This window comes from Pseudoalteromonas sp. BSi20652 (genome assembly GCF_000239855.1).
GTDB lineage: Bacteria > Pseudomonadota > Gammaproteobacteria > Enterobacterales > Alteromonadaceae > Pseudoalteromonas.
In genome coordinates this window covers 1-15285 of record NZ_BADT01000079.1, presented here as the reverse complement: position 1 = coordinate 15285, position 15285 = coordinate 1, and the positions used below count along the sequence as shown (strand labels likewise).

Genomic DNA, 15285 nt, shown 5'->3' with positions numbered 1-15285 from the left:
CAAACATTACCAAAAAGGCCGCGCAATTTAGCACACTTTGAGAAAATTATAAATGTTATAAACTATCTCTGACCCGTAAAAACTAGCAAAACGCGGTAAACCGTTTTTTGTTAAACCATGAAATCGGTACGTTACAGTGCTGCCTATCTCTGGCGGAGATCTTCGTTGTGTATCACTAAACCCAGTACCAATAGAAAAAACCTGCCCTTGTGTTGTTTTCACCTTCAATGCCCCTAACATGTCTTGGTATTTACCTTTACCGGGTAAGTGCGCAATTACAACCGCTTCCGCATCCAAATATGGCTTTAATTTTAGTAAGGCATTGCTTCGCCCATCAGTATGCTTAGCACTGGCTAAATGAAGCATTACACCTTCAGCACCTTGATTAGTTATTTTTTCAAAGTATTTTGTTAGCTGCTCATTGTTAATAAAACTGTGTTGCTCAACAGCACTAATGTGCGGCGAGTTTAGGCTATTAATAAGTTCATTATAGTTTGAATAACGAGCACTAAAAGGCAAGGCTGGATCTGGCATATCAAATACTTTATAAGTGATAGTTTGCCAATCATGATTATTAGGGTTTTTAGTTCTGACTATGCCACTTAGCGTAGAAAAGTGCTCACGCTTGGTCCATAACTCACCATCAAGCCATACATTTGGCAATGGAGCTGTAAACCAGCCCGGCGCATTGATAATATTGCCCTTGCGAGTGACAAACTGCGTACCGGTCCATATAGCTCTTACGCCATCATATTTTTCACTGACTAAATATTTACTTACATCATAATGTTTAGTTTCGTCATATACTTTCGCCAGTAAAACAGAGGGTTGTGCTGCACTTATACATTGCGTAAAAAGTATAACAACAATTAAAAGCAGGTGTTTAATAGTAAACATTGGTGCATCCAAGCAAATCAAAGTTACCTTAAACTATAGTTGAGATTGCACCCATTGCCAAAACTCATCTAAGTTGCCCATTTTATAGGTAGCGTGGCTAAAATCGTGATCTTTAGTATGGCTATTAGCAATGGCTACAACACGTAACAAGGCGTTTTTAGCCGCCGTAACGCCGGTAAATGTATCCTCAACGGCTATTGCATTGCCCGGGGATATATTCATTTGCTCAAGCGCAAGCTTATAAGGATCTCCCGCAGGTTTAGGATTAGTTACATCGTCTTTTGTAACCACCGTGTCAAACAGCTCATAAAACCCTAAACCTTTTAGTATTGGCATGGCTTCACTTTTAGCACTGCCTGTTACTAGCGCCATTTTTAAGCGACTAGCCTTTACCGCCGCCAACGTTTGCTCTGTAAATGGCATCAGTGGCGGTAAATGTGTTATTACATATTCACCAAATAGACGATATTTTTCATCAGCTAAAAACTGTGCGGTTACTGATAAGTTATGCTCTTGCTTAATCTCTATTGCAGCTTCTAAGGTGGGCCGTCCTGAAAAGCGCTGACAAAAATCATTTTCTAAATAACTAACACCGAAAGGTTTAAGTAATTTACTCCAACATACAAAGTGCATGCTTTCTGAATCAACTAATGTGCCATCCATATCAAATAACACTGCTTTTAAAGTCATCCTCATCCCTTATTTAACCTAAGATAAATTTTAACAATAAAAAAGGCGCCTTAAGCACCTTTTGTATAAATACAGTTATTGCGTTAAGCCAGCTGGCGGCTCACCCGTTGCTTCCTCACCCGTTTCAACATCAACAAGCTCGTAGCCACGGGTTTTACGTACAACTTTAAGTACTGGCTTATCAAATGCTGTTTTTAGACGATCTGAGTCATCTTTTAATTCATCAAGAGTTGTACCAAAAGGGGCTGCGCCTGTTTCTGACCAGTTAGTCACTTTACCATTTAGGTTATACTCTACTTCATGTATTTGATATTGCGCTGCTTCGTCTTTCGTTGCTTCACAAAAAATTACACGGTAATTCCAAAATCCAGCCATCTTTTTATCTCTTTAAATTAATTAACGCTACTTTACCAGCTTTATAAAAACATAAAAGCCTGCACAAGGCAGGCTTTTAAAAATTAATATAATTTAAGGTTATCTTTAGAAGAAGTTAACTTTAAATTCAGCACCTACATAACGCTCTTCGTTAACAATACCTGTATTGTTATTAAAGTCTACAGCACCAATAACTTGTTGCTCGTCAAATAAGTTACGAACAAATGCAGCAACTTCGTATTCGTAATCGCCTTCAGACCATGTGTAACCTGTACGCAAACCTGTTTCAATAAGCTCTTTACCTTCAAACTCTACTGATTCGTAAAGGAACATGTTGATTTTACTGCGATAAGAAATATCACCGCTTGCGAAGAAGTTACCATCGGCAAGTTCTTTAGTGTAGCGAAGCGTAAAGTTAGAGATCCACTCAGGAGCATGCGGTAAGCTATTACCATCAAGGAATACTTTACCGTCTACTACTGGGTCTGTAATATTTAACGTTGAACGGTCAGGAGCTGCAATACTTAGATTACTATCTTTGATTTCAGTTTTATTGTAGCTTAAGTTAAATGTAGCATTAAACTCATCGCTCAATACCCACTGCGTATCTAACTCAAAACCATAGCCAGTCGTTTTATCAGCATTAACTAAACGGTTAAAGTTAGCACCACCGCCTACAGCGGTAAGTTGCTGGTCGTCCATCGTGTAATAAAACACAGTCGCGTTAACACGACCTTGGCCATCTAACACGTCTGATTTAATACCCGTTTCGTACGATGTTACCGTTTCTGATTCAGCTGTTGTTACATCATCACCAAACAAAATACGACCTTGTAAACTAGGTGCGCGGAAGCTATTTGCTACACGGCCGTACCAGTTAACATCATCGTTTACTTTATAATTTGCAGATAAGTCCCAGCTAACATGGTCGTCACTAACATCACGTTCTACAAGTAAAGCTCCGCCGCCAATTGGGCTAAGAGTACGATCAGCGACAAAATCTTTATCATCATCAGAGTAACGAAGACCCGCTGTTACTTTTAAATCATCTGAAAAAGTATAATCTAAAGAACCAAATACAGCCCATGCAGTTGTGTCTTGTTGTTGACGAACATAGCCATTTAAAGCACCAGCATTAGGTGTTGAGAATGTATCGTAGCTGAAGTTTTCAATCGTTAGCTCTTCATCAAAGTAAAACACACCTACTTGATAATTTAAATCACCATCAAAGTTACTAGATAAACGTAGCTCTTGCGTCAACTGGTCCTGCTCTGGAATACCATCAGCACTCTCTGAAGCAAATGGAATGATACCAGGACCTTGGTAATTACCATCAGCGATAAATGCTGCACCGTAACCGCCGTCAATATCAGCGCGCGAATATATTTCAGCACTTTCCCATGCAGAAATTGAAGTGATTGTGTGGTTTTTAAGTTCCCACTCAAGCTTTAAGCTTGCGCCTTCCGATTCTACTTGTTGAGTAGAACGAGATGCTGCATCTTGAAAAACAATATCGTTTTCAAAGTTGTCTACAAGCTCATTAGTACCTGGTTTAATTACGTTTGCACGAAAGGCAATAGGCGAGCCATCTAAATCACGTGTGTGATAGTTTAATAAAGCAGTAAAATCATCGCCTTCGTATAAAAACTGAACACGTGCCGCTTTTTCAGTGTAACCACCTTGCTCGTCTTTAGCTTCAAAGCCTGGAGCTTGGTTATCAATGTAATCATCTTTATCTTGCCATAATAATGAAACACGAGCAGATAAACGGTCTGTTAACGCACCACCTACAGCACCACTTGTGTCTACAGCGCCACGGCTACCGTATGAAACAGAGCCATAACCATCAAATTCTTGGCTTGGTTTAACAGTATCAAATTTAACAAGGCCAGCTGGCGTGTTACGGCCAAATAAAGTACCTTGTGGACCACGTAATACTTCTACGCGTTCAACATCAAATACAGGGAAACCTTTTAAAATCGCATTTTCTTGCACTACTTCATCGACAACAAGTGATACTGGTTGTGATGCATTTAAATCGAAATCGGTATTACCTAAACCACGAACATAAAAGCGTGGGAATGAACGACCAAATGAAGATTCAATAGATAAACTTGGAATTTTCGCATTTAAAAAGCGAATATCCATACCTGCGGAACTGTATGCATCAAGGTTATCACCTTGTAATGCAGATACTGCTACAGGTACTTCTTGTGCATTTTCTACGCGTTTACGGGCGGTAACTTGAATAACTTCTAGTTGATTGCTTTTTTTAGCCGTTTCTTCTTCAGCGGCGAATGCAGAAATAGATGTTCCAGCAGCCGAGAGTAGTGCAGCGTTTATAATTGTCGCTATTGCAGATTTTTTTAATGATTTCATGTCGGGTATTAACCTTTAGTATGCACTCTTGTTCAACGGTTTTTTGTGTTGCGCAATGTATTCATTGCGGGCTCGTTCAATTTTTCGCGACTTGCGTCATGCGCGCGGACCTTATAGCCGAGAGTACAAAAACGACGTAACAAGGCTGAACGAACGATTAGGATTATACCATTGTGTGACAATTTTACTGCATAAATATAGACATAATTAGAAACTTTTTTGCAACATTTAACTACAAAATCACGTTTTTTATCACTTTTTAGATGTAAAAACCCATTACAGAGGACATATGTCCTTTCTTGATTTTCATAAAATAGAGTAGTACAAAGGTATTATTTTATATGCTAACCCAAAATAGAAACGTCTGTGTTTATATAAAAAGTCGCCCAGGTACGACTTTAAATATTTACTATATTTGAACTATGAGCGCTTAAAAGCAATTTCACCGTCGATATGAATATCGCGCTGTGGGAAAGCAATCACTACATCATGCTTTTCAAATACAGCGTAAATACTAAAACGAATATCACTACGCACTCTTCTAAGCATGGTTTCAGACTCTGCGCACACCCAAAAAATAGCATTAAATACAAGCGAGCTATCAGCAAAGTCATCAAATAAAACTGATGATTTAGGGTTTAATAAAATTAGATCATGATCATCAAGTACTTGCTGAATTAATTTTTTAACAAGCAGTACATCTGATCCATATGCCACTCCTACACTTACCGATGAGCGCGCATTACCATCAATTAATGTCCAGTTGGTTACTGTGTTTTCTAATAACTGACTGTTGGGTATGAGCATATGTACGCCATCGTTTCGACGAATACGCGTTGAACGTGTATTTATTGTTTCAACCACTCCTTTTGCATCACCGACTTCTAAAAAATCACCAATACGAATTGGTCGCTCCCACATTAATATCCACCCACTTATAAAGTTATTAATAATATTTTGTGCACCAAACCCCACACCAATTGCAATGGCACCAGAGACAAATGCAAATGCCGTCAGTGGAATATTTAATACTTCAAGGGAGGTAAAAATTAAAATAGCGATGCTTAATATAAAATAAATACGCGTAAATAAGTGCACCGCATCTTGGCTTAGCTTTTTCGCCTGTAAGGTTTTTTTTATAAGCTTGCCTATATGTGTCACTAAAAACCACATAGCAAACAATATCAAAGGAACTTGAATTACCTTAACGACAGTAATTTGCACATCGTTATACGTAAATATCACAAAAGCTAAATACTGATTAATTTGTTCGAGTGTCATAAATTTTCCAAAATATCTTTTTATTTGTATGTTATTCAACCACTATAAAATTGTGGTTTAGGTTTTACTAAGATCAACACTTAATAATATAGCTAAAACGCCAAGTTAATAAGTTCAAAATACTTTTTAAGGGCAATTTATTAACTTTTTATTACATCCATTACTATATCAATAGTGTATGAGTACTGAAGAGCACTCATGACGCAATTTACACTCAATTAAATATCCGCTACTTTGCAGCCACAGGTAAATTTTAAATGACTTCAAAGCAATTTGGGTTTTTAGACAAGGCAGAGTCTATGTTGTGTGATTGTTCCCCGCAAATAGGCTATAACACAGCATAAATGCTAAACATGCGCTGCCCTTTGGGTTCGTACTAGGGGCGATTTACTCTTTGTTGCTCTGTTTTTACTTAGTCCAATGTCAGCAGGCCCTGGCCTGATAACGATTCAAACATCAAATTAAGTAGCTTAAATGTATATTTTTAGGGCACTTTTACCCTCCTTGACACTAATTATTAGCTAATTTGAGTTAAAACATCCCTTAATATCGATAAACTTTATTGTATATAAATCAAAATTTGGTAAGTTAACTGGGTTTTTCGACTCACAAAGCCTATTTCGGCTAATTTTTCTATGGAGTTATTATGCGTAAAACCCTGATCGCCACTACTATTGCTAGTGTATTATTACTATCTGCCTGTTCTGAAAATAAAACAGAAATACAAACAATGGAAAAAGAAAGCGCAGCACAAGTGCAAGACGTAAATGCAAGCAATGTGTTATTCAAACCAAGTCCTTTACAATACATGGCACCTGAGTTTGATAAATTTGGTACTAAAGATTATGAAGCCGTGTTCGATGCGGGTATTGCAGAGCATACAGCTCAAATTCAAGCAATTGCTAATAACCCAGAGCCAGCTACATTCAAAAATACGTTAGTTGAAATGGAACTATCGGGTGAGTTATTAAACCGTGTATCAACGGCATTTTACAACTTATCGGGTTTAATTTCAGATGACGAATACCAACGCATTAGTAAAAAAATGGCGCCAGTATTATCGGCTCACTCTGATGACATTTATTTAAACGGTGCTCTATTTAAGCGCGTTCAAACAATATACGACAACCAAGCAACACTAAGCGCTGAAGATCAACGCCTTGTTGACTTTTATTACAAACAATTTGTAAAAGCTGGCGCTAAATTAAATGACGAAGAAAAAGCAAAAATGCGCGAAATTAACGCACAGCTTGCTAACTTATCTACTTCGTTTTCGCAAAACGTTTTAAAGTCGTTTAAAGAAGATGTAATTGTTGTTACTGACAAAGCTAAACTTGCTGGTCTTTCTGAAGGTGAAATTGCAGGCCTTGCATCCGCAGCTAAAAAAGCGGGTAAAGAAGGCTACATGATCACGCTTGTTAACACCACGCAACAGCCTATTCTATCAAGCCTTGAAAACCGTGAATTACGTGAGCAAATTTTTACTGCATCTGCAAACCGTGCAGCACAAACTAATGGCCCTATCATTATTGAAGAAACAAACTTACGTGCACAAAAAGCAGAGCTTTTAGGCTACAAAGATTGGGCTTCGTATGTAATGACGTCGCGTATGGCGCAAACAACTGAAAATGTATATGGCATTTTAGATGACCTTGCTCCTAAAGCAGTTGAAAAAGCGAAAATTGAAGCCGCTGCTATTCAAAAAGTGATTAACGATTCGGGCGAAAGCTTCGAACTTAAACCGTGGGATTGGGCATTTTACGCTGAAAAAGTGCGCGCTGAAAAATACGACCTAGATCCTGCGTTAGTTAAACCCTACTTTGAAATGAGTTCAGTAATTAACGATGGTTTATTCTTTGCAATGAATAAACTGTACGGTATTACGTTCAAAGAACGTCAAGACTTACCGGTTTACCACGAAGATGTAACTGTTTACGAAGTATTTAATGCTGACGGCAGTGCAATTGGTTTATTTTACATGGACCCATACGCACGTGAAGGCAAGCGTGGCGGTGCATGGATGAGTGCATACGTAGGCCAAAGCGGCTTAAAAGGCACTAAACCTGTTATTTACAATGCACAAAACATTCCAAAACCAGCTGAAGGCGAGCCAACGCTTATGACCTTTGACGAAGTATCGACTATGTTCCACGAATTTGGTCATGCGGCACATGGTTTATTCTCAGATGTTAAATACCCAAGCCTTGCAGGTACAGCAACAGCACGTGACTTTGTTGAATTTCCATCTCAAGCACACGAAGATTGGATGATTGAACCTAGCGTACTTGCTAATTACGCTAAGCACTACAAAACAGGTGAGCCAATTCCACAAGCATTGCTTGACAAAGTATTAGCATCGCAAAAATTCAACCAAGGTTTTGGTACTACTGAATATTTAGCGGCTGCTTTACTTGATATGGAATGGCATTCATTTGGTTCAGATAAGAAAATCAATGATGTTCAAGAGTTTGAAAACGCAGCGCTAAAAGCACATGGTATTGATTACTACCCAGTGCCACCGCGTTATAAATCAAACTACTTTAGCCATACCTTTGCAGGCGGTTACTCTGCGGGTTACTACGCATACCTTTGGACTGAAGTATTTGCAGCCGATGCGTTTGCACATATGGAAAACAACGGTGGTTTAACACGTAAAAACGGTGATAACTTCCGTAAAGAAATCCTATCAAAAGGTAATAGCCGCGACTTAATGCAAAGTTACATTGAGTTTAGAGGTCAAAAACCAACAACCGACGCACTACTTAAGCGCCGTGGTTTAGTTGAATAAATAACTTAATTTATTAAGCTCACTTTTATAAAAGCCCGCTTGCGGGCTTTTATTGTTTATACATTAATTTATAACAGATAAACTGCTGCCATTAATTATTAAAAGACGACGGCTATGCGGTACTTATTTGCAGTAACTTTACTTTGGGCATTTTCATTTAGTTTAATTGGCGTGTATTTAGCAGGTCAGGTTGATGCATGGTTTAGTGTGTTAATTCGCATAGCACTAGCAACCCTCATATTTTTACCATTTTTAAAGTTTAAACAAACACCTAAACCTTTAGCCTTAAAGCTCATGCTGATTGGCGCTATACAACTTGGTGTTATGTATAGCTTTTACTACCACTCCTTTTTATTTTTAAGCGTCCCCGAAGTACTGTTATTTACAGTAATGACTCCTTTGTACATTACCCTGCTAAATGATGCATTGAACAAAAATTTCAACTCACGCTTTTTTATAGTTGCACTTATTGCTGTAATTGGTGCAATTACCATTCGTTACGAAAACCTAAATAGTAATTTCATAATTGGCTTATTATTAGTTCAAGGTGCGAACATAAGTTTTGCTGTAGGCCAAGTAACCTATAAACGCTTAATGATGAACAATCAGCTTGATGATAAAACCGTATTTGGATGGTTTTTTATAGGCGCACTTATTATTGCCACAATTTGTTATGCATTATTTGGTAATTCAAACAAATTACCAACCACTTCTACTCAGTGGGGCATACTGATTTATTTAGGGGTTGTTGCATCAGGCTTTGGTTACTTTATGTGGAATAAAGGCGCAACACTCGTCAACGTTGGAGCTCTGGCTGTCATGAATAACTTACTTATCCCAGCAGGGATTATTGTTAACGTGCTTATTTGGAACAGAGACGCTGACATAGTTAGGTTAAGTATTGGTGCAGCTATAATGTTAGGTGCATTATTAGTGAATCAAATGCTTAATAAAAAAGTAAATTAATAAACTTGTAGCTAAATTGTCATTAATAATCATTAAGGTAGTACAAATTTTACTTTTTAAGGATAAACAATGAAACGTATTACCTTACTTACAAGCTGTATATTGTTAGCCACACTTGCAGGCTGCGACGACGATGTAGAAATAGTAGAAAAAGAAGTGGTTGTTACCAACACCGAAGTTGAAATTGTAGAAGTTCCTACCCCTGTGGTTGTTGAAGTTGCACAAGGTAGTAATATTCAACTAGGTGCACGCCCAGATTATTTAATTAACGATATGGCGCCAGGCGAGCTAAAAACACAATTAGCATCATGTCAAGATAGCCCATTTTATACTACCGACTTTTCAATCGGGCACCGTGGTGCGCCAATGCAATACCCTGAACATACAAAAGAGTCATACGTTGCAGCAGCGCGTATGGGCGCAGGTATTGTAGAGTGCGATGTAACGTTCACAAACGATAAAGAACTGGTATGCAGGCACTCACAATGTGACTTACATACCACTACCAATATTTTAGCTATTCCTGAACTTGCAGCTAAATGCAGTGTGCCATTTACACCAGCCGACCCTGCTAATGGTATTGCCGCTTCTGCAAAGTGTTGTACCAGCGATATAAGCTTAGCGGAGTTTTTAACCCTTGAAGGAAAAATGGATGGCGCGAATACAAAAGCCACCACGGTGGCAGAATATCTCGACGGCACCCCAAATTGGCGCACTGATTTATATGCCACCAACGGCACATTGATGACCCATAAACAAAGCATTGCACTGTTTAATGAGCTAGGTGTAAAAATGACACCAGAGCTAAAATCGCCACAAGTAAGTATGCCATTTGATGGAATGACACAAGAACAATACGCGCAAAAAATGCTAGACGAGTACTCGCAAATGGGTGTACCAGCCTCAAAAGTTTATCCACAATCGTTTAACTTAGACGATGTTAAATATTGGATTAACACCAATCCAGAATTTGCAGATCAAAGTGTTTATTTAGATGGCCGTGACAGCGAAGCCGGATTTGATCCAAGTAACCCACAAACATGGCAACCGGGTATGGATGAGTTAGTGGCTGATGGGGTGAAAATTTTAGCCCCACCAATTTGGATGATGCTAACTATCGATAATAACAATAACATTGTTCCCTCGCAGTACGCTATTGACGCAAAAGCGGCAGGTTTAAAGCTTATTGCATGGAGCCTTGAGCGCTCGGGTCCGCTTAATGAAGGTGGCGGTTATTACTATCAATCAATTGCTGATGTAATAAATAACGATGGCGATATGATGACTGTCGTTGATGTACTCGCAAAAGACGTAGGGGTAATGGCTATATTTTCTGATTGGCCGGCCACGGTAAGTTACTACGCAAGTTGTAATAAAATGCCAGCAAGTATTTAATACCAATCTGCTTATATATGGGGTCTATTTAACGTTAAGAAAATTACGCTAGAACTAGGCAAAAATTTTTTTATCTAGTTGTTCTAAATAAAAAATTTTTAACGACGTTATAGTGAAATTTAATTCGTTAAATTGATCAAAGATTTATGCTGGTTGGTATAAATACTCTACAACAAAAGTCGTTTATTTTATCGCGCTCAGTTACCATAACATTATATATAATTTTATTTAACTGAGCGCTTTTTATGATAATCAAACAACATAATGCTGACTTGCCAACTCCTACAGGTTTAATGCGAACAACCGTATACCGCCCTCAAGCGCAAGGACTGTTCCCTGCTATCATTTTTTATTCTGAAATATTTCAGCAAACTGCACCTATTGCACGCAGCGCAGCTATTTTAGCAAGCCATGGTTTTGTGGTATTGGTACCGGAAGTATTTCACGAGTTAAATCCTATAGGCACTGTGCTTGCTTACGACGATGCAGGTAAAGATAAAGGCAATGCCGATAAATGGGCAAAGCCACTTGAGCATCATGATAGCGACACGCAAGCCATGATCGACTTTATAAAGCAGCAAAGCTATTGCACAGGAACCGTAGGCGCAATGGGCGTATGTATTGGCGGGCATTTAGCTTATAGAGCCGCACTTAACTCTGAAATTAAAGCGGCATTTTGTTTATACGCAACTGATATTCACAGCGATACATTACCTGCAAAACCAGGTAATAACTCATTCGAGCGTATGGCTGATATACAAGGCGAAATTCACTTTATATGGGGTAAACAAGACCCGCATGTGCCAAAGGAAGGCCGCGCTAAAATATACCAACAATGCGTAAGCACTGGCATTAATTACCAATGGCAAGAGGTTAATGCACAACATGCCTTTATGCGTGATGAAGGTGAGCGATACGATGCAGCCCTTGCCATTAATATGTATCAACAAGCAGTGGCATTATTTAGCCGTACTTTATAAGTGTTTTATAAATGCTTTATAAATATTTAAAAAGCGAAAATAATTAAACGCTTTTCAGCATACCTAAGGCGGTATGCTGTTTTACAAAGTATGCTTTTAAGTAATCAATGAATAACCGTAACTTTTTAGAGCCTGCGCCACCGGGTGGAAATACCCCGTAAAGCTCAATATCTTTGCTTTTATAATCATCTAATATTATTTCAAGCAGTCCAGCTTGCACTTTTGGCCACGCATCGTAAAGCGGAATACGCCCAATGCCATGCCCTGCTTCAACAAAAGCAGTGCGTGCAGCTGCGTTATTAGTACTTAAGGCGCCTTGCATTGTAATATCGTGTTTTTTGCCATCTTTTGACAGTGTTAACGTTTTACTGCCCAATTGATAAACCACCCATTGATGATCCGCTAATTCTAAAGGTGTTTTAGGCTTACCAAAATGTGTAAAGTAATCCGGCGCGCCACAAATACAGGTGCTCATTGTAGTCAGCTTGGTTGCCTGCAAGTTAGAGTCACTCAGTGCTACGCCCCTAATTGCAAAATCAAACCCATTTTTAATAATATCAACCACATCGTCAGTAAGCTGTAAGTCTATTTGAATTTTAGGGTATTGGCGCTTAAACGTATTTATTGCAGGCACAATTAGCTGCATCCCCACATTTACAGGGCAACTAATTTTAAGTAAACCTTGTGGCTCACTTTTTATATTTTCTATTTGTTGATTAGCCGCATTAGCTTGTTCGGTAATAATTCTACAACGCTCATAATAAGCAATGCCCGCTTCAGTGAGCGCCATGGTTCGGGTTGAGCGATTTAGTAAAGTAACTTCAAGCTGAGTTTCTAACTTTTTTAAATGATAACTGGCTACGGCTCGCGTGAGCCCTAACTGTTTAGCTGCAGCGGTTAAGCTGCCCTGCTCTACAATTTGCGCAAATACGACCATGCTCTTTAACTGCTCAAACGACACCTTCATATGTGCTCCGTAGCGTGTTTTAAATTCAACCCTTCTATTGTATCAATTATTAAACCAATAAAGTTAAATTTATCATCGTTGTTTAAAGCTCTTTTAGTGCATATAGTAATTGGTAAGCAAGATTAACTAATTCAAATCATCAGAAGGAATATATTCAATGTCTAAAAAAATACTTATGGTTCTTACATCTCACGCAGAACTTGGTAACACTGGCGAAAAAACAGGTTTTTGGGTAGAAGAATTTGCAGCCCCTTATTATGCGTTTGTTGATGCAGGCGCTGAAGTAACGTTAGCGTCTCCAGCTGGCGGTCAACCACCCATTGATCCGACAAGTACACTTGCCGATTTTCAAACAGATGCAACTAAACGTTACGACGCAGATAGCGCGGCGCAAACATTAATGGCAAACACTAAAGTATTGAGTGAAGTGAACTCAAGCGACTTTGATGCTGTATTTTACCCAGGCGGCCACGGTCCATTATGGGATTTAGTTGATAACACTGATTCGATCTCACTTATCGAAAGCTTTGTAAAAGAGCAAAAACCAGTTGCTGCAGTATGTCATGCAAGTGCTGCATTTTTAAATGTTAAAGATGCCGATGGCAATGCATTAGTAGCGGGTAAAAAAGTAACCGGTTTCACTAACTCTGAAGAAGCTGCAGTGCAACTTACCGATATCGTGCCATTTTTAGTTGAAGACGAGCTAATCAAAAAAGGTGGCGATTATCAAAAAACTGACGACTGGGGTGTATTAGCATTAGAAGACGGTTTAGTCATTACCGGCCAAAACCCAGCAAGCTCTGAACTAGCTGCCAAAAAACTATTAACAAAATTAGGTTAATAGTGAGTAATAATTAAAATTAAGCACAGCATTTTATGCTGTGCTTTTTTAATTGCTTTTCATTAGCAAATACAATTCCTATACTGGCAACTCTTAAAGTCAATTAGGGCGATTATATGGCAACCAAGCCAACCACTCTGTCATTACTAACTAATACCCGTTTCGCAATATTTAGTATTGTTGTTCTTTGCTTCGTACTACAAGTGATCAATAGTCTACCTGGCATAAATCTTAATGGTTTAGGCATATATCCACGCAGTATCCAAGGGTTAATTGGCATACTATGCGCACCTTTTTTACATGGTAGCTGGTGGCACTTCGCCAGTAATATGATCCCATTTGTAGTATTAAGTTGGCTAATTTGCCAGTACAGCGTAAAACGTTTTTATAACGTATTTATTTTTACCGCTCTAGCCGGTGGACTGTTAGTTTGGGCTTTTGGGCGCAGTAACATACATGTTGGTTTAAGCGGTGTTATATATGGTTTATGGGGCTTTATTCTATGCTATGGCTTAGTAAGACGCTCGTTAAAATCAATTATAATTGCAGTAGTAGTGGCTATACTTTACAGCGGTTTTATATGGGGTGTTTTACCCCAGCGCTATCATGTATCGTTTGAAAGCCATCTATTTGGAGCGCTAAGCGGATTGTTTTTAGGCTATAGATTAGCAAAAGCCGATAAATTAAATATTTAGGGCCTTTAATTAATTTTTTATGGCCACATTTCTGAGTAAGTATTAAACATTTCCATTTAACATTGAGGTTATTTATGAGTGATCAAAACGAATACACGCCACCAAAAGTATGGACGTGGGAAAGTGAAAGTGGCGGTAAGTTTGCCAGTATTAACCGCCCAATTGCAGGCGCAACTCATGACAAAACTCTACCTATTGGCGAGCACGCATTTCAGCTTTATTCTCTTGCTACGCCCAATGGCCAAAAAGCTACAATCATGTTTGAAGAGCTTTTACAGCTTGGTTGCACCGATGCAGACTATGACGCATATTTAATAAACATAGGTGATGGCGATCAGTTTGGATCTGACTTTGTTGATATTAATCCAAACTCAAAAATCCCAGCGCTAATGGATCATTCAACCACCCCACCTACTCGCATTTTTGAGTCTGGTTCTATTTTACAGTATTTGGCTGAAAAATTTGATGTGCTCATCCCTAAAGATTTAAAAGCTAAAACAGAGTGTCGTAACTGGCTATTTTGGCAAATGGGCTCAGCGCCATACTTAGGTGGTGGGTTTGGTCACTTTTATAGCTACGCACCAAGTAAAATGCAATACCCTATTGACCGTTTCACCATGGAAACTAAACGCCAACTTGACGTGTTAAATCGTCATTTAAGCGAAAATGAATACATGGCGGGTGATGAATACTCAATTGCCGATATTGCAATTTGGCCGTGGTATGGCTCGCTTGTTTTAGGGGACTTATATGATGCAGCTGAATTTTTAGATGTCACCTCATACACTCATGTTGTTCGCTGGGCTACGCAAATATCAGAGCGCCCTGCTGTAAAACGTGGTCGTCGCGTAAATCGCACATGGGGCCCTGAAGAAGAGCAAATGGCAGAGCGCCATAACGATAGTGATTTCGAAGGTTAAATCTACAAAACAGCAAGTAAAGTTGTTAACACTTTAACCTGCTTGATAATTTTAAGGCTCATAATGATTATTTTATTATGAGCCTTTTTACTGTGCTAACTTTTTTACTTT

At 38.8% G+C, this 15285-nt stretch carries 13 protein-coding genes; 7 read left to right on the top strand and 6 right to left on the bottom strand.

Translation table 11 applies throughout. The features are described from left to right. Positions 1-27: 27 nt before the first annotated feature. The 5 genes from P20652_RS11855 to P20652_RS11875 all read right to left on the bottom strand — a co-directional run bounded on the left by P20652_RS11855 (position 28) and on the right by P20652_RS11875 (position 5622). A complete protein-coding gene (locus tag P20652_RS11855; protein WP_139048206.1) occupies positions 28-897 on the bottom strand; it encodes a DNA ligase in 870 nt (289 codons plus the stop codon). Between the two features lie 33 nt (positions 898-930). Next, positions 931-1587 (bottom strand): HAD family phosphatase, encoded by a 657-nt coding sequence (locus P20652_RS11860; protein ID WP_008167611.1) that lies wholly within the window; start codon positions 1585-1587, stop codon positions 931-933. 75 nt (positions 1588-1662) lie between these two features. Further along, entirely contained in the window at positions 1663-1962 is a 300-nt protein-coding gene (locus P20652_RS11865) for a hypothetical protein (protein WP_008167610.1), read from the bottom strand. 105 nt (positions 1963-2067) lie between these two features. After that, a complete protein-coding gene (locus P20652_RS11870) occupies positions 2068-4341 on the bottom strand; it encodes a TonB-dependent receptor (RefSeq protein WP_008167608.1) in 2274 nt (757 codons plus the stop codon). Between the two features lie 420 nt (positions 4342-4761). Continuing rightward, the gene (locus tag P20652_RS11875; RefSeq protein ID WP_008167607.1) at positions 4762-5622 is read right to left on the bottom strand and encodes a mechanosensitive ion channel family protein; all 861 of its coding nucleotides are present in this window, start codon (positions 5620-5622) and stop codon (positions 4762-4764) included. 646 nt (positions 5623-6268) lie between these two features. Between P20652_RS11875 and P20652_RS11880 the strand changes: the two genes are divergently transcribed. The 4 genes from P20652_RS11880 to P20652_RS11895 all read left to right on the top strand — a co-directional run bounded on the left by P20652_RS11880 (position 6269) and on the right by P20652_RS11895 (position 11751). Beyond that, positions 6269-8410, top strand: a complete 2142-nt coding sequence (locus P20652_RS11880) for a M3 family metallopeptidase (RefSeq protein WP_008167604.1) — start codon at positions 6269-6271, stop codon at positions 8408-8410. 114 nt (positions 8411-8524) lie between these two features. After that, on the top strand, positions 8525-9376 hold the full coding sequence (locus P20652_RS11885) for a carboxylate/amino acid/amine transporter (RefSeq protein ID WP_008167603.1): 852 nt from the start codon (positions 8525-8527) through the stop codon (positions 9374-9376). 69 nt (positions 9377-9445) lie between these two features. Continuing rightward, positions 9446-10771, top strand: a complete 1326-nt coding sequence (locus P20652_RS11890; protein WP_008167601.1) for a glycerophosphodiester phosphodiesterase family protein — start codon at positions 9446-9448, stop codon at positions 10769-10771. 245 nt (positions 10772-11016) lie between these two features. Then, positions 11017-11751 carry a dienelactone hydrolase family protein gene (locus tag P20652_RS11895; RefSeq protein ID WP_008167597.1) on the top strand — a complete coding sequence of 245 codons (735 nt, stop codon included), beginning with the start codon at positions 11017-11019 and terminating at the stop codon, positions 11749-11751. Between the two features lie 43 nt (positions 11752-11794). Here the strand turns inward: P20652_RS11895 and P20652_RS11900 are convergent, their stop codons facing one another. Next, a complete protein-coding gene (locus P20652_RS11900; RefSeq protein ID WP_008167595.1) occupies positions 11795-12718 on the bottom strand; it encodes a LysR family transcriptional regulator in 924 nt (307 codons plus the stop codon). Positions 12719-12875: 157 nt separating this feature from the next. Here P20652_RS11900 and P20652_RS11905 point away from each other — a divergent pair, with 157 nt between their 5' ends. The 3 genes from P20652_RS11905 to yghU all read left to right on the top strand — a co-directional run bounded on the left by P20652_RS11905 (position 12876) and on the right by yghU (position 15174). Further along, positions 12876-13559 (top strand): type 1 glutamine amidotransferase domain-containing protein, encoded by a 684-nt coding sequence (locus tag P20652_RS11905; RefSeq protein ID WP_008167594.1) that lies wholly within the window; start codon positions 12876-12878, stop codon positions 13557-13559. Positions 13560-13675: 116 nt separating this feature from the next. After that, positions 13676-14254: a rhomboid family intramembrane serine protease gene (locus P20652_RS11910; protein ID WP_008167591.1), complete on the top strand. Its 579-nt coding sequence runs from the start codon at positions 13676-13678 to the stop codon at positions 14252-14254. Positions 14255-14328: 74 nt separating this feature from the next. After that, on the top strand, positions 14329-15174 hold the full coding sequence (gene yghU, locus P20652_RS11915) for a glutathione-dependent disulfide-bond oxidoreductase (RefSeq protein WP_008167589.1): 846 nt from the start codon (positions 14329-14331) through the stop codon (positions 15172-15174). Positions 15175-15285: the final 111 nt, after the last annotated feature.